Raw genomic sequence first — 16,295 nt, forward strand, 5'->3', positions numbered from 1 at the left:
CAGGCTACGCCCACATCCGCGCGGCGGCGGCGCGCTAGAATGTTTGTTTGATCGAACCATACGGAGACCTCCTGCCATGAGTACGCTCGACCAGCTTTACGCGAAGGCCGAAGAACGCCGCACCCAAGGCGCGCTCAACTATGCCGGCGCGCTGCTGCCGGTCGAGGCATTCGAACTGCTGCAGCTCGACCCGTCGGCGCGCCTCGTCGACGTGCGCACCCGCGCCGAGCTCGACTGGGTCGGCCGCCCGCTCGTCGGCGACGGCCAGTACCTGCACCTCGAATGGACGCGCTACCCGGGCGGCGTGCCGAACGCCGAATTCGTCAACGAACTGAAGGCGGCCCTGCCGGCCGATACGCCCATCCTGTTCCTGTGCCGCAGCGCCGCGCGCTCGAAGCTCGCCGCGGTCGCGTCGGCGCAGGCCGGCTTCACGAAGGCGTTCGACCTGCTCGAAGGCTTCGAGGGCGGCAAGGACGGCGAAGGCCACCGCAAGACGGTCGACGGCTGGTGCTTCCGGAAACTGCCGTGGATCGGCGCCTGAGCGCGCATCCGTTCAGGCACGCCCGACTGCCACATCGTCGAGCCGGGCGATGACATCCCGATGACGGGCCGCGTTGCGCGGCCCGTGGTTTTTGCGCGGCCCGTTTGCGTGAAGGATCGCGGGCTGCTCAGGCGCGCGGCGCATCCGGCTCGACGACGTCGCCGCCGAGCAGGTGCACGCCTTCGCGCAGCTTCACGAACGCGGCCGCGACCGCTTCCGGCTCGCCCTTCACGCCGAGATCGATATGCCGGCGCGCGTAGATCCCGCCGCGCTCCGCGTCGCCCACGCTCGGCAGGCTGAAGACGCGCACGCCGGGGAAGTCGCGCTCGATGTTCTCCATCAGCGGCGTCAACGTCGATTCGGGCAGTTCGAACACGAACAGCGAGCGCTCCGCGTGCGGCGTCACATGATGGAGATGCTGGTATTTCGTATCGAGCACCCATTCGATCATCGGCCACGCCATCACCGGGAAGCCGGGCACGAAATGGAGCTCGCCGACCGAGAAACCGGGAATCCGGTTATAGCCGTTCGGGATGATCGTCGCGCCCGCCGGAAACACGCCCATGTTGAAGCGGTGGCGATTTTCCGGCGAATCGAAGTCGACCGGCGTGGCCGGATCGGTATGCGTCTCGCGGATGCGCTCCGAAATCAGCGCCTTCGCTTCCGGATGCAGCGCGAGCGGCACGCCGAGCGCGGCGGCGGCGCACTGACGTGTATGGTCGTCCGGCGTCGCGCCGATCCCGCCCGTGCAAAACACGATGTCGCCGGACGCGCTCGCGCGGGCGAGCGTCGCGGTGATCCGCGCCGGATCGTCGCCGACGTATTCGGCCCAGTCGAGCGCGAGGCCGCGCGCGCCGAGCAGCTCGATGACCTTCGCCAGATGCTTGTCCTGCCGGCGGCCTGAAAGGATTTCGTCGCCGATGATGATGATGCCGATGCTCATGCCTGCCCCATGTCGATTGCGGTGGCGCGCGAACGCGCGCGCAGGTCGTCCAGCGCGCGCAGGCAATAGTGCCCGAACCACAGCGCCGAGAAGACCAGGATGAAAGCGTAAACCCAGATCATCGCCGCCGCCACGAACGGAAACAGCACCATCATCCAGACCGACGACACCCACACGAAGGTCGGCACGGTGCCGAGCAACCCGGTCGCGACGCCGATGCCGATCAGCGGCCAGCGATGCTGGCGCACGAGCGCGCGGCGCTCGTCGCGGCTCGCGTGCTGGGCGAGCGCGTCGTAGGTCATCACGCGGTACGTGAGCCAGCCCCAGATGACGGGCGGCAGCAGCGCGAAGAACGGAGGAATCAACCACAGCGGGATCGTGACGACGAGCAGCACGACGCCGACGAGCGCCGCGCCGAGCGAATTGACCACGCTGCCGAGAAATGTGCCGCCCCGCTTCGCCTCGAGCGCGGCGAACTGGCGGTTCGACAGGTGCTTGATCACGACGGGCATCGAGATCGTCGCGATCAGCAGCAGCACGGTCAGCACGATCAGCGGAATCGCGAGCGACACGACGACGAACGGCGCGACGACCGCATGCAGCTGCGACATCCCGATCGCGTCGAACGCGCGGTACAGCGCGGCGGTCAGCACGAAGCCGTCGAGCGCACCGCGCGCGGCATCGATCAGCGTCTGCCACGAGAACCACAGCAACACGCCCCACAGCAGCGCCGAGACGACAAACGGCATCAGGGTCAGCCACAGCATGCGCGGGTGCAGCGCGCTGGCGAGCGCCCGGATGAAGGAGCGCAGCAAGTCGTTCATGCGAACCTGTATCGACGGAGAAAAACGGGGAAAGGATAAACCACACGGCCCGCATGCGCCAAAGCGCATGCGGGCCGTGTGGGGAAGCGGTTCAACGGGACGGTGACGAGCTCAGGCCGACGCCGCGCCGCGCTTCGCGGGAACGAGGCGCCGGAAGATCCGCACGAACGCGAGGCCGTGCTGCGCCCAGAAGCCGTCGCCGTAGGACACGCCGTCGATCTGCTCGCGGATACCGGTCGGCTCGACCGTGCGGTTCCACGACGCGGTGCCGAACATGACGTCCCACCACGGGAACAGCACGCCGAAATTGCAGCCGTACTTGGTGCCTTCGTGACCGTAGCCGACCGCGTGGTGGCGCCGGTGGAAGGTCGGGCTCACGAGCAGGCGCTCGCCGAGCCGGCCGAACGACAGCCGCGCATTCGTATGCTGGATGCTCTGCAGGAAGTTGGTGACCGCGGTCAGCACGACGAACTGCGACGGCGTCACGCCGATCACGAGCGCGATCGCAGCGAAGAAGCACGACTGGAGCACGTCGTCGAGCAGGTGGTTGCGGTCGTCGCACCACAGCGACATCTGCCGCTGGCTGTGATGGACCGCGTGCAGCTCCCACCAGATGCCGAACTTGTGCTGCCAGCGGTGATACCAGTAGCCGGCGAAGTCGAGCACGACGAGGTAGATCGCGAACGCGACGATCGGCTGCGAGGTCACGCCGGGCCACAAATAGTCGAGGTTGAAGTTCGCGACGCCGTGCAGGCGCAGCCACGACTGGAACTTGTCGAACACCGGCTGCAGCGCGAAGAAGAAGAACAGCGCATAGATGCCGAGCTTCGAGATCGCCGTGTAGATCACGTCGACCCGCACCGCGCGGCGGTTCTTCCAGCGCTCGACGGGCGCGAGCGCCTCGAGCGGGCGCAGCAGCGCGAACATCAGCACCATCTGCAGCGCGCCGATGATCACCCAGTACAGTGCGTCGTAGGTGTCCTCGTCATAGTCCATCAGGTTGAACTTGAAGAGGAGCGGCTGCACGACGTCGACGTACAGCCAGGTCTGGATGTCCGACACGAACGCATCGATCAGGTGCAGCATCGTTCGCCTCCGCCCGTCACGCGCCGTTCGCAGCCTTCCACGGCGCGCGGTCGTAGAAGTAGATCCCGTGCGGCGAACGGCCGACGGCGATCGTCTGCACCAGCTTGCGCGATGCCAGATCGATGATACCGACCTTCTTCGCGAAGCGGAACGTCACCCACAGCGTCTTCTTGTCGGCCGACAGCTCCATGTCGTCCGGCCCCGGCAGCAGGCCGGTGATGTCGCCGACGTTGGTGAGCGTGTTCTCGTCGAGGATGCTGATCGTGTTCGCGACCCGGTTCGTGACGGCGACGTGCGAGCCGTCGGCGAGCGAGCGGAAGTTGTGCGCGCCCTTGCCCGTGTAGATCTGCTTGACGACCTTCTGGTTGCGCCAGTCGACGACCGCGACGTAATCCGCGCCGGTCATCCCGACCAGCAGGAACTTGTCGTCCGGCGTGAGCCACAGGCCGGCCGGCACCTTGCCGACCTTCATCTTCCACTTGACCGTCTGCGTGGGCAGGTCGATCGCCGCGATCTCGCCGGACACCTGCAGCGACACGAGCAGCGTCTTGCTGTCCTTCGTGAATGCGAGGTGGCTCGGCATCACCGCGAGCGGCACGCGCTTCGCGAGGTGCACGTCGTGGCCGTCGTAGCTGTAGATGTCGACGCGGTCGAGCCGCAGCCCCGCCGCCGCGAACCACTTGCGGTCGGGCGAGAAGCCGAGCTGGTACGGATCGTCGATCCCCTCGACGGTGCGCTGCAGCTTGCCCGTCTTCGGATCGAGGAACATCAGGCTGTTCGAGATCGAATTCGCGACGATCAGCGACGAATTGTCGGGCGTCGCCATCAGATGGTGCGGCTCCTTGCCGGTCGGCAGCGTGGAGACGACCTCGCGGGTCTGCTGATCGATCAGGGAAAGCGTCGCTTCGGCCGAGTTGAGGATGATCACGTTATTCGCGTGTGCGGCCGGCGCCAGCACGGCGGCGGCCAGCGCGAGTGCGCGGCCGAGGGAAAGGAAAGTGCGCATGAAGACTCACGTCGTGGAACAGCAGTCATTGTAGAACGTTCGACCGGCCCCGCCGGTTGACGCAAGCCCGGGTTGCGCCACATTGACGCACGCCGCGGCGGCCGGGCGGCCGACCGCGGCCGGCGCCACGGGGCGGCCGCGGCCGGCAGCCGGCGCGGGGCCGGCGAGCCCGCCGTGGCGCTAGCGCTGCATCGACTCCCACACCTTGTGCAGACGCTTGACAGAGACCGGCATCGGCGTGCGCAGTTCCTGCGCGAACAGCGAAATTCGCAATTCTTCCAGCAGCCAGCGGAATTCCGCAAGCCGCGGATCGGCGACACCGCCGCGCTGCGACACCGCGCGCTGGTACTGCTGCACGAGCGGCAGCAGCTCGCCGGACTGCTTCGCGTCGCGCGCCGGGTCGGCCTTCAGCTTGTCGATCCGCAACGCGATGCCCTTCAGATAGCGCGGGAAGTGCGCAAGCTGCGTGTAAGGCGTGTCGATCACGAAGCGCTTGCCGACCAGCGCCGCGAGCTGCTGCTGAAGATCCGCGTGGGCCTGCGCGAACGGCTTCGCCTGCGCGAGCTTCTTCACGAGCCCCGCGTATTCGGCGAGGATCTGCCCGACGAGCCGCGCGATCTCCTGCGCGAGCAGGTTCAGGCGGCTGCGGCCCTCGTCGCGGCGCGCATGGAAGCTCGCGTCGTCGTCGGGCAGCGGATCCTGCAGGCACGCGCGGTCGAGCGCCGTGTCGATCAGCTGGTCGCGCAGCTCGTCCTGCGTGCCGAGCGACATATACTGCATCGCCATCTCGCGCAGCCCCGGCAGGTTCTTCTCGAGGAACTTGATCGGCTCCTTCAGTTGCAGCGCGAACAGCCGCCGCAAGCCGGCCCGGTGAATCCGCGCGGCCTCCTCCGGCGAGTCGAACACCTCGACGTCGCAATGCGTGCCGCGATCGACGAGCGCCGGATAGCCGTACAGCGTCTGGCCGCGCCGGCGGATCTCCAGCAGCTCGGGGAGCTTGCCGAAGTTCCACGTCGTCAGGTTCTCGTACAGCGCGGTCGCGCCGGCTTCCGCCGGGGCGGCCATCCGCGCGGCGCCCGTGTGCGGCGCGGCGCCCTTGCCGGCCTTGCCACCCTTCGCCGCCGAACCCGGTACGGCAGCGGGCGCCGGCGTGTCGCCAGCGTCGCCCGCGCCAGCGTCGCCGCCGGGCGCGATCGTCGACGCCGCCGCGATCTTCTGGAACTGCTGCTGCGCCTGCGCGCCCAGCTCCTGTCGAAGCTGCGCGAGATTGCGCCCCATCGCGAGCTGGCGGCCGTGCTCGTCGATCACCTTGAAGTTCATGAACAGGTGCGCGGGCAGCGTCTCGAGCTTGAAATCGGCCGTCTTCATCGCGACCTGCGTCTCGGCGCGCACGTCGGCGATCAGCGCCTCGACGAGACCGCCCGCGCCGAAGCGCTCGCGCCCCATGCGCTCGACGAAGCCGGCCGCGTACTCGGGCAGCGGCACGCAGTGCCGGCGCAGCTTCTGCGGCAGCGACTTCAGGAGCAGCTGCACCTTCTCCTTCAGCATCCCCGGCACGAGCCATTCGCAGCGGCGCGCGTCGACCTGGTTCAGCGCATACAGCGGCACCGCGAGCGTCACGCCGTCGCGCGGCGTGCCGGGCTCGAAGTGGTACGTGAGCGCCATCTCGACGCCGGCCATCGTCGCGCGCTTCGGGAACAACTCGGTCGTCACGCCGGCCGCCTCGTGGCGCATCAGGTCGTCGCGCGACAGGTACAGCAGCCGCTGCTTGTCCTCCGCCCGGCCGCCCCTGCTCACCTCGTCGCGATACCAGCGCTCGAACGCGGCGCCCGTGTGGATGCCCTCCGGAATCGCCTGGTCGTAGTACGCGTAGATCAGTTCGTCGTCGACCAGCACGTCCTGCCGGCGCGACTTGTGCTCGAGCTGCTCGATGTCGGCGAGCAGCTTGCGGTTGTGCGCGAAGAACGGCAGCTTCGTGTCGAACTCGCCCTCGACCAGCGCGCCGCGGATGAACAGCTCGCGCGCGCGCGCCGGATCCTGCCGGCCGAACGCGACGCGCCGGCGGTGGTAGATCGGCAGCCCGTACAGCGTCGCGCGCTCGAATGCGCTGACCTGCGCGGGACGCTTTTCCCAGTGCGGCTCCGACAGCGACTTCTTCAGCAGGTGCGCGCCGACCTTCTCGATCCACTCCGGCTCGATCTTCGCGAGGCAGCGCGCGTACAGCCGGCTCGTCTCGACGAGTTCGGCCGCCATCACCCAGCGGCCGGCCTTCTTCGCCAGCGCGGAGCCCGGCCACAGGTAGAACTTGATCCCGCGCGCGCCGAGGTAGTGCGGATCGTCGTCGGCCTTCATGCCGAGGTTGCCGAGCAGGCCCGTCAACAGGGCCAGATGGATCTGCTCGTAGGTCGCCTCGACTTCGTTGAGCCGCCAGCCATGCTCGCGCACGACCGTCAGCAGTTGCGAATGCACGTCGCGCCATTCGCGCAGCCGCAGGTGCGACAGGAAGTTCTGCCGGCATGCATCGATCAGCTGACGGTTCGATTTCTTGTGCGCGACGGCCTCTTCGAACCACGCCCAGATCTTCAGCCACTGCAGGAATTCGGAGCGCTCGTCGGCGAACCGGCGGTGCGCCTGGTCGGCCTGCTCCTGCGCTTCGATCGGACGGTCGCGCGGGTCCTGCACGGACAGCGCGCTCGCGATGATCAGCACCTCGCGCAGCGACTGCTGGTCGCGCGCGGCGAGGATCATCCGGCCGACGCGCGGATCGAGCGGCAGCCGTGCGAGCTCGCGGCCGAGCGGCGTCAGCGCGTTGTCGTCGTCGACCGCGCCGAGTTCGTTGAGCAACTGGTAGCCGTCCGCGATCGCGCGGCCGGGCGGCGGCTCGAGGAACGGGAACGACTCGATCTCGGTCAGGTGCAGCGACTTCATCCGCAGAATCACCGACGCGAGCGACGAGCGCAGGATTTCCGGATCGGTGAAGCGTGCGCGCGCCTGGTAGTCGCTTTCCTCGTACAAGCGGATGCACACGCCATCGGCCACCCGGCCGCAGCGACCCGCGCGCTGATTCGCGGCGGCCTGCGAGATCGACTCGACCTGCAGCTGCTCGACCTTGTTCCGGTACGAATAGCGCTTCACGCGCGCGAGACCGGTGTCGACGACGTAGCGGATGCCCGGCACCGTCAGCGACGTTTCGGCCACGTTGGTCGCGAGCACGATGCGGCGCGCGTTCGACGCCTTGAACACCTTGTCCTGGTCGGCCGCCGAGAGTCGCGCGAACAGCGGCAGGATCTCGGTATGCGGCGGATGGTGCTTGCGCAGCGCCTCGGCCGCTTCGCGAATCTCGCGCTCGCCGGGCAGGAACACCAGCACGTCGCCGGGGCCTTCGCGACACAGTTCGTCGACCGCGTCGACGATCGCGTCCATCAGGTCGCGTTCGGCCTCGCGCGCGGTCTTCACGCGATCGCGCCCGCCCGTGCCCTCGGCGTTCTTCACGGCCGGGCGATCCTCGGCCACCGGGCGGTAGCGCATCTCGACCGGATACAGCCGCCCGCTCACCTCGATCACCGGCGCCGGGCGCGCGTCGCTGCCGAAATGGCGCGCGAAGCGGTCGGCGTCGATGGTCGCAGACGTGACGATCAGCTTCAGGTCCGGCCGCCTCGGCAGGATTTCCTTCAGGTAGCCGAGCAGGAAGTCGATGTTCAGGCTGCGCTCGTGCGCCTCGTCGATGATCAGCGTGTCGTACGCCTTCAGCAGCGGGTCGGTCTGCGTCTCGGCGAGCAGGATGCCGTCCGTCATCAGCTTCACGGACGCGCCCGGCGCGAGATTGTCGGTGAAGCGCACCTTGTAGCCGACCACCTCGCCGAACGGCGTGCCGAGTTCCTCGGCGATCCGCCGGCCGGTCGACGACGCGGCCAGGCGCCGCGGCTGCGTATGGCCGATCAGGCCCGTGCCGCCGGCGCCGAGGCCGCGGCCGAGATCGAGACAGATCTTCGGCAGCTGGGTGGTCTTGCCCGAACCCGTTTCGCCGCAGACGATGACGACCTGATGATCGGCGATCGCGCGCGCGATTTCGTCGCGCTTGCCCGATACGGGCAGGCTTTCGGGATACGTGATCGGCGGAACCGGATTGGGGGCGACGGCCGCGCGCGGCGCACGCTCGCGGCGCGGGGCGCGCGCATCCGCCCGCGCTGCGTCCGTCGCCGCGGCCGGCTGGCGCGCGTCGCCGCGCCGCTCTTCACCGCGCGGCCCGCGCGGCGGCTTGCCCGCCTGCTGTTGCTGCGGCTGGCGCGGCGGCTGGCCTTGCTGCTCGCGCGCATCGGCCGCACCATCCGGGTGCCTGGCCGACGGCGCTTTGGCCCGCGTCGGCGCGGGACTTTTAGGTACATTCGACATGGGGGCGCATTATAATCCCGCCCATGAATTCCCAAACCGACCTCCCTCCCGCCCAGACCGGCGCTGCGACGCCGCCGGCCGCCGACGATTCGGCCGCCAGCCACGCGCAGTTCGTCGACTGGATGCGCTCCGTCGCGCCCTATATCCACAAGTTCCGCAACAGCACCTTCGTCGTGGGGTTCGGCGGCGAGGTGGTGCAGCAGGGACTCCTGAACGCGCTCGTGTCCGACATCGCGCTGCTTCAGGCGATGGGCATCCAGATCGTGCTGGTCCACGGCTCGCGCCCTCAGGTCGAGGAGCAGCTGAGCCTGCATGGTGTCGAATCCGAGTTTTCGCACGGGCTGCGCATCACCGATGCGCGCGCGCTCGAATCCGCGAAGGAAGCGGCCGGCGAAGTGCGTCTCGACATCGAGGCCGCGATCAGCCAGGGTCTGCCGAACTCGCCGATGGCGCACGCGCACATCAGCGTCGTGTCCGGCAACTTCGTGACCGCACGGCCGGTGGGGATTCTCGACGGGGTCGATTTCGCGCACACGGGCATCGTGCGCAAGATCGACGCCGAATCGATCCGTCATTCGCTGGCGAGCCGCAAGCTCGTGCTGCTGTCGCCGCTCGGTTTCTCGCCGACCGGCGAAGCATTCAACCTGTCGATGGAAGACGTCGCGTCGGCGGCCGCGATCGCGCTGCGCGCCGACAAGATCATCTTCCTGACCGAAGCGCCCGGCATCATCGACGACGAAGGCGCGCTGGTCCGTGAAATGTCGCTCGACGCGGCCGCCGAGCTGCTCGATTCCGGCAACGTCCAGGGCGACGACGCGTTCTTCCTGAAGCATTCGATCCGCGCGTGCCGCGGCGGCGTGACCCGTGCCCACCTGATCCCGCAATCGCTCGACGGCAGCATGCTGCTCGAACTGTTCCTGCACGACGGCGTCGGCACGATGATCTCGTACGAGAATCTCGAGAGCCTGCGCGAAGCGACGCCGGACGACGTCGGCGGCATCCTGTCGCTGATCGAGCCGCTCGAGTCGGACGGCACGCTGGTGCGGCGCGGCCGCCACCAGATCGAACGCGACATCGACCACTTCTCGGTGATCGAGCACGATGGCGTGCTGTTCGGCTGCGCGGCGCTGTATCCGTACCAGCAGGAAAAGATCGGCGAGATGGCGTGCCTGACGGTCGCGCCGGAAGCGCAGGGCTCGGGCGACGGCGAACGCCTGCTCAAGCGCATCGAGCAGCGTGCCCGCGCGCGGGGCCTCACGCATATCTTCGTGCTCACGACGCGCACCGAGCACTGGTTCCTCAAGCGCGGTTTCGTCAAGGTCAGCGTCGACGACCTGCCGGAAGACCGCCGCAAACTCTATAACTGGCAGCGCAAGTCGCTCGTGCTGATGAAGCAGCTCTGAGCGCAGGCACGACTGCCCTCCCCCAGTCCGATTACAGGAGAAGTACACGATGGCTCGAATGATTCAATGCGCGAAGCTCGGCAAGGAAGCCGAGGCTCTCGATTTCCCGCCGCTGCCGGGCGAACTCGGCAAGCGCATTTACGAAAGCGTGTCGAAGGAAGCGTGGCAAGGCTGGCTCAAGCAGCAGACGATGCTGATCAACGAGAACCGCCTGAACATGGCCGACCCGCGCGCGCGCCAGTACCTGATGAAGCAGACCGAGAAGTACTTCTTCGGCGACGGCGCGGACCAGGCGTCCGGCTTCGTGCCGCCGACGGAAGGCTGAGCACCGCGGATCGCGCGGGCCGGTCGTACCGGTCTCATGCAAAGCAAACGGCACCGTGCATCGCACGGTGCCGTTTGCTTTTGGGGGCGGGCAAATCGAGAGCCGATGTGAGTCGGCCCGGCGCGGTCGATGCCGCCACGTCAGGTCGCGCCGGCCTGCCCCGCCGGCTTCAACGTGCCTCGCTCGTCCGGCTGCGCGGACGCGGCGTCGACACTCGCGCTTGCGGTGCCCCATTCGGCCGCATCGCTGCGCTCGGCGCTCGACAGCTCATCCGCACGGTAGCCGGTGCGATTGAGCAGCGCGAGCATGCAGGCGAGCGACACGAGCGCGTACAGCCCCGACGCGATCGCGACGCCGACGATGCTGCCGGTCGCGTTCAGGATCGCCTGCGCGAGCACCGGCGTGCCGCCGCCGACGACGAGCGCGCTCAGCTGATACGCCAGCGACAGGCCCGTATAGCGGATGTTGGCCGGAAACACGCGCGCGAGCACGCCGCCGACCGCACCGTAGAACATCGCCGACGGGATCGTCGAGATGCACATCCCCACGACGGCGACCCAGTACGAGCGGGTCGCGAGTGCATGGAACATCACCGGCATCAGCACGATCTCCGGAATCAGGATCCAGCACATCGCGCGGCGCATGTCGATCTTCGACACGAACCACGCGCCGATCGGCTGCATCAGGAACTGCACGACGAGCGAGATCGACAGGATGCCGAGGAACGTGCCCTGCGCGTAGCCGAGTTCCTTGGTCGCCCACGACAGCGCGAACGTGCTGCGGAAATACGTGACGTTGATCACCGGCAGCGTGCCGGCCGCGAGCAGCACGACGAGCCAGTGGTCGCGCACGACGTCGCGCAGCGGCAGCTTCACCGTGCGCTTGCGCGCGAGCACGCGCTGCATGTCGAGCGATTCCTCGAGCCGCAGCCGGATCACCATCCCGATGATCACGAGCACCGCCGACAGCAGGAACGGAATGCGCCAGCCCCACATCAGGAACGACGGCGTCGGCAACGCGCTCAATGCGAAGAACGCGACCGTCGCGAGCAGGTTGCCGGTGGGCGAGCCCTGCTGAGCGAAGGCTGCATACAGGATGCTGCGATGCTTCGGCGCGTTCTCGCTCGCGATCAGTACCGCACCGCCCCACTCGCCGCCGACCGCGATGCCCTGCAGCACGCGCAGCACGACGAGGCCCGCGGGCGCCCACACGCCGATCGACGCATAGCCGGGCAACAGGCCAATGCCGGTCGTGGCAAGGCCCATCATGATCAGCGTGATCACGAGCGCGGTCTTGCGGCCGACGCGATCGCCGAGATGCCCGAACACGATCCCGCCGAGCGGCCGCGCGGCGAAACCGGCCCAGAACGTGACGAACGCGAGTAGCGTCGCGACGCCGGGATCCATCGTGCCGGAAAAGAACACCTTGCCGAACACGAGCGCGGCGGCGGTGCCGTAGATATAGAAGTCGTACCACTCGATCGTGGTGCCGACGAAGGCTGCGAGGGCGGCGCGGCCGGGCCTTGGCGCGGCGGACGGGGTTTGCGGACGGCTCATCGATGTCTCCATGTTCGTGATCGGCGGCGCGACTGTCACGCGCCTTGCCGGATGGCCGGACTTGCGCCGCCGGCTGGCGGGGTTGTTTTACGGCTTTACGTTCTGATGCTTTGCCTGCTGCTTCCTCGGCCGGGGATGCTCACCCGCGGGCCCCGTCGGCCCGTCACGTCTCATCGGGCGCGACCTTCAGCACGCCGGCGTCGAGCAGCTGCTGCTGGAGCGCGGGATCGACGCCGAGGCGATCGAGCACCGCGCGCGTGTCGCGGCCGAGCGCCGGTGGCGACGAGCGATAGGTCGCCGGCGTGCGCGACAGCTTCACCGGCGATGCGGTGCCGCGATATGCGCCGATCTCGACGAACAGCTCGCGGTGCAGCGCATGCGGGTCGCGCGCGACGTCGGCGACCGTGCGCACCGGTCCGCACGGCACGCCCGCCGCCATCAGGTCGCGCGCGAGCGGCTCACACGGATGGGCGGTCAGCCGCGCCTCGAGTTCGGCCTTCAGCTCGGGCCGGTGCGCGCAGCGGCTGCGGTTGTCGACGAAGCGCGGATCGCCGGCGAGCGCCGGTGCGCCGAGATGCGCGACGAGCCGTGCGAACTGCCGGTCGTTGCCGACCGCGAGGAACATCGGCACCGTCGCCGTGCGGTAGCTGTCGTACGGCGCGATGTTCGGATGCGCGTTGCCGCTGCGCCCGGGCACGCGCCCCGAGCCGAAGAAGTTCGGCAGGTGCGGATGCAGCAGCGACACGCCGCAGTCGTACAGCGCGATGTCGATCGACTGCCCCTGCCCGCTCTTCTCGCGCTCCGCGATCGCAAGCAGGATGCCGGCAAGCGCGTTGAGCCCCGTGACCATGTCGACAATCGGCAAGCCGATGCGCATCGCGTCGCCGTCGCGCTCGCCGTTGACGCTCATCAGCCCGGCCATCGCCTGGATCACCGCGTCGTAGCCGGGCAGCCCGCCGAGCGGACCGTCCGCGCCGAAGCCGGTCACCGCGCAGTGGATCAGGCGCGGGAAGCGCGGCCGCAGGTCGCGCGCGTAGTCCATCCCCCAGCGCGCGAGCGTGCCGGGCTTGAAGTTTTCGACGAGCACGTCGGCGTCGTCGAGCAGGCGCCACAGGATTGCGCGCCCTTCGTCGCGGGACAGATCGAGCGCGAGCCCGTCCTTGTTACGGTTCACGCCCATGAAATACCACGCGGTGTCGCCGAGGAACGGCGGCCCCCAGCCCCGCGTCTCGTCGCCGTCCGGCGGCTCGATCTTGATCACCGTCGCGCCGTGGTCGGCGAGCGCCTGCGTGCAGTAAGGGCCGCCGAGCACGCGGCTCAGGTCGACGACCTTCAGGCCGTCCAGTGCGCCGCGTGTCGCGTTCGTCGGGTTGGTCGCGTTCGTCGCGTTCATCGTTCGACCTCCGGCAGCAGGTCGAGCGCCATGTCGAGCGGCACCGGCGTGCCGCGCACCAGCGCGTCGAACGCCATCGCTTCTTCGTCGCGCGACGCCGGCGCGAACGGATCGACCGGCAGCAGCTTGTGACGCACGATCAGGTGCGCGAGCGCGAGGCGCCGGTAGTCGGGCGCGAGCCGCACGCCCTCGCACGCCATCAGCACGGCCGCGCTCGCGTAGTACAGCGCCGACGCGGCCTGCCGCACGCACGCGTCGTTGCCTTCCGCCGCAACGCGGGCGAGCGCATCGCATGCGCGCGCGAGAATACGCCGCAGCGCCGCGCGACTCGCGTCGGGCAGCGGCGCCGCGCCGAGCCGATCGCCGAGGAACGTGCGCAGCGCGTCCAGCGCCTGCTCGCGCTGGGCGGCACGCGCGACGTCGAGCGCGACGATGTTGCTGGTGCCTTCCCAGATCGAGCCGAGATGCGCGTCGCGCACAAGGCGCGCATCGCTCCATTCCTCGATGTAGCCGATGCCGCCGCGCACCTCCATCGCGTCGCCCGTTACGCGGCGCGCATCGCGGCATGCGCGGAACTTGATCAGCGGCGTCAGGATGCGCACGCAGCGGGCGGCCTGCTCGTCGCCCGCATCCGCCTGCGGCAGCAGCAGCGCGATCTGCATGAACATCGCTCGCGCGGCCTCGGCGGGCAGCAGCATCTTCATCAACTGGCGCTGCATCAACGGCATCTCGATCAGCGTCCGGCCGAACGCCGTGCGGCGCGCGGCCACGTGCAGCGACTCGTTCAGCGCGCGCCGCATCAGCCCCGCCGCGCGCACGCCGTTCGACAGCCGCGACATGTTGATCATGTCGGCCATCTGGTGAAAACCGCGGCCGATCTCGCCGATCAGGTAGGCCTGCGCGCCTTCGAGCGCGATCTCGCCGCTCGCCATCGAACGGCTGCCGAGCTTGTCCTTCAGCCGCACGATCCGGTAGTGGTTGCGCGTGCCGTCCGGCAGCGTCTTCGGCAGCAGGAACAGCGCGAGCCCCTTGATGCCGTCCGGCGCGCCGTCGGGCCGCGCGAGCACCATCGCCAGATCGGCGTCGGCGTTCGAGCAGAACCACTTGTCGCCGTACAGGCGCCACACCGCTTCGCCCTGCGCGTGCGTTTCGTGCACCGCGCGCGTCGCGATGCGGCCGACGTCGGAGCCGGCCGCCTGCTCGGTCATGAACATCGCACCCTGGAACAGCGTGTCGAAATCGCGCGACGCGAGCATCGGCAGGTAGTGCTCGACGAGCGCCGGTTCGCCGAAACGGCGCAGCGTGCGCGTGAGCGAGTCGGTCATGCTGACCGGGCAGCACAGCCCGAATTCCGCCTGCACGAACAGGAAGGTCAGCGCGTACTTGACGAGCGGCGCCACCGCGTCGGGCTGGTGGCTCAGCGCCGCGAGCCCGAGCTCCGAATACGCGACGCGTTCGAGCGCGACATACGCCGGGTCCTTGTCGATCCGCTGCACGGCCACGCCGCGCCGGTTGCGATGTTCGAGCACGGGCGGATGCTTGTCCGCGCGCGACGCCCATTCGTCGAGCTCGCCCGACACACGCGCGCCGAGTGCGTGCAGTTGCGGTTCGAGTCGTGCGTATTGGGCGGCGCCGAGATGCAGCTTCAGCAACGCGCCGAGATCAGGATCGGCCGTGAAGAAATTGATGCCCCGGCTGTCGGGGATGTTGTTGGATGCGCCGGCGTCCGGCGTGCGAGCGGTGTCGTTCATGCATGCGTCTCCATGGTGGCCCGGCTGGCGGCCGGCGCCCGCATCGTGGCGGCGCGGCGGCCGATGCCAGGCGTTACGCAGAGACTAGGCGCGCGATCGATAAGCGTCCAATACAGGATTTGTCCGGTACGATAGACCGCACTTATCGATGCCGAAGCCGGGAGGAGACACCATGGAACTGCGGCAGTTGCGTTACTTCGTGGCGGTCGCCGAGGAACTGCATTTCGGGCGCGCGGCGAAGCGCCTGTTCATCTCGCAGCCGGCGCTGAGCTTCGATATCCGCAAGTTCGAGGAAGGGCTCGGCGTGCAGCTCTTTTCACGCACCAACAAGACGGTCGCGCTGACCAACGCGGGCGCGGTGCTGCTCAGCGAAGCGCGCCGGCTGCTGCTGCAGGCCACGGAGGCCGAGCGTCTCACGGTGCGCTCGGCGTCCGGCCTCGCGGGTCGGCTGAGGATCGGCTTCGTCCATTCGATGCTGTATCGCGGGCTGCCCGATGCGGTGCAGCGCTTCGAGGCCGACTATCCGGGCGTGGAGATCGTGCTGAGCGAGATGAACACGCACGCGCAGGTGCAGGCGATCCAGCGCGGCCAGATCGATCTCGGTTACGCGCACTGGGGCCACTGCCCGCCCGAGGTCGAATCGACGCCCGTCTACGCGGAACCGTTCGTGTGCTGCCTGCCGGCCGCGCATCCGCTCGCGGGGCGCCGGCAGGTCGCGCTCGCCGCGCTGGCCGCGGAACCGTTCATCCTGTTTCCGCGCGACGCGGCGCCGCACTATCACGACCTGATCATCGCGCAATGCGTGAACGCGGGATTCAGCCCGCTGATCCGTCACGAGGCGCGGCTGTGGCAGACGATCCTGTCGATGATCGAGTTCGGGATGGGCATCGCGCTGGTGCCGCGCGTGCTGCAGCAGGTGAAGAGCGACCGGCTCGCGTTCCGGCCGCTGAAGGACACGTCGTTCGAATCGCGCACGCTGGAACTGAAGCGCAGCGGCACCGCCGAACCGGTCGCGCTGCGCTTTGCCGACTACGTGCGCGCGTCGATCGACGCGCTGCCCGCGCTGGCGGGCTGA

12 protein-coding genes are annotated in these 16,295 nt (G+C 68.7%); 4 read left to right on the forward strand and 8 right to left on the reverse strand.

All coding sequences use genetic code 11. The annotated features are described in order from the left end of the window. Positions 1–76 precede the first annotated feature (76 nt). Complete coding sequence (locus FFI87_RS11055; protein WP_012364237.1) at positions 77–541, forward strand: rhodanese-like domain-containing protein; 465 nt, start codon at positions 77–79, stop codon at positions 539–541. Positions 542–668: 127 nt separating this feature from the next. Here the strand turns inward: FFI87_RS11055 and FFI87_RS11060 are convergent, their stop codons facing one another. The 5 genes from FFI87_RS11060 to hrpA form a co-directional block, all read right to left on the reverse strand. Then, positions 669–1,484, reverse strand: a complete 816-nt coding sequence (locus FFI87_RS11060) for a competence/damage-inducible protein A (RefSeq protein ID WP_138847458.1) — start codon at positions 1,482–1,484, stop codon at positions 669–671. Further along, positions 1,481–2,308 carry an EI24 domain-containing protein gene (locus FFI87_RS11065; protein WP_012364239.1) on the reverse strand — a complete coding sequence of 276 codons (828 nt, stop codon included), beginning with the start codon at positions 2,306–2,308 and terminating at the stop codon, positions 1,481–1,483. The genes FFI87_RS11060 and FFI87_RS11065 overlap by 4 nt, the downstream gene beginning before the upstream one ends. Before the next feature lie 111 nt (positions 2,309–2,419). Next, positions 2,420–3,394 (reverse strand): sterol desaturase family protein, encoded by a 975-nt coding sequence (locus FFI87_RS11070; protein ID WP_012364240.1) that lies wholly within the window; start codon positions 3,392–3,394, stop codon positions 2,420–2,422. A 16-nt stretch (positions 3,395–3,410) separates the two neighbouring features. After that, positions 3,411–4,400, reverse strand: a complete 990-nt coding sequence (locus FFI87_RS11075; protein WP_012364241.1) for a beta-propeller fold lactonase family protein — start codon at positions 4,398–4,400, stop codon at positions 3,411–3,413. A 180-nt stretch (positions 4,401–4,580) separates the two neighbouring features. Then, on the reverse strand, positions 4,581–8,792 hold the full coding sequence (hrpA, locus tag FFI87_RS11080; protein WP_138847457.1) for an ATP-dependent RNA helicase HrpA: 4,212 nt from the start codon (positions 8,790–8,792) through the stop codon (positions 4,581–4,583). A 23-nt stretch (positions 8,793–8,815) separates the two neighbouring features. Here hrpA and argA point away from each other — a divergent pair, with 23 nt between their 5' ends. After that, positions 8,816–10,195: an amino-acid N-acetyltransferase gene (gene argA, locus FFI87_RS11085; protein ID WP_138847456.1), complete on the forward strand. Its 1,380-nt coding sequence runs from the start codon at positions 8,816–8,818 to the stop codon at positions 10,193–10,195. A 49-nt stretch (positions 10,196–10,244) separates the two neighbouring features. Then, positions 10,245–10,520 (forward strand): oxidative damage protection protein, encoded by a 276-nt coding sequence (locus FFI87_RS11090; protein ID WP_006755553.1) that lies wholly within the window; start codon positions 10,245–10,247, stop codon positions 10,518–10,520. Positions 10,521–10,660: 140 nt separating this feature from the next. On the opposite strand, the gene FFI87_RS11095 is transcribed toward FFI87_RS11090, so the two are convergent. From FFI87_RS11095 to FFI87_RS11105, 3 genes are all read right to left on the reverse strand, one after another. Continuing rightward, positions 10,661–12,076, reverse strand: coding sequence for an MFS transporter (locus tag FFI87_RS11095; RefSeq protein WP_138847455.1), 1,416 nt, complete (start codon positions 12,074–12,076; stop codon positions 10,661–10,663). Between the two features lie 163 nt (positions 12,077–12,239). After that, entirely contained in the window at positions 12,240–13,469 is a 1,230-nt protein-coding gene (locus tag FFI87_RS11100; RefSeq protein WP_138847454.1) for a CaiB/BaiF CoA transferase family protein, read from the reverse strand. Beyond that, positions 13,466–15,220 (reverse strand): acyl-CoA dehydrogenase family protein, encoded by a 1,755-nt coding sequence (locus tag FFI87_RS11105; protein WP_138847453.1) that lies wholly within the window; start codon positions 15,218–15,220, stop codon positions 13,466–13,468. The genes FFI87_RS11100 and FFI87_RS11105 overlap by 4 nt, the downstream gene beginning before the upstream one ends. Positions 15,221–15,392: 172 nt before the next feature. Here FFI87_RS11105 and FFI87_RS11110 point away from each other — a divergent pair, with 172 nt between their 5' ends. After that, positions 15,393–16,295, forward strand: a complete 903-nt coding sequence (locus FFI87_RS11110; protein WP_138847452.1) for a LysR family transcriptional regulator — start codon at positions 15,393–15,395, stop codon at positions 16,293–16,295.

It is taken from the genome of Burkholderia sp. KBS0801 (assembly GCF_005937855.2).
GTDB classification, from domain to species: domain Bacteria; phylum Pseudomonadota; class Gammaproteobacteria; order Burkholderiales; family Burkholderiaceae; genus Burkholderia; species Burkholderia ambifaria.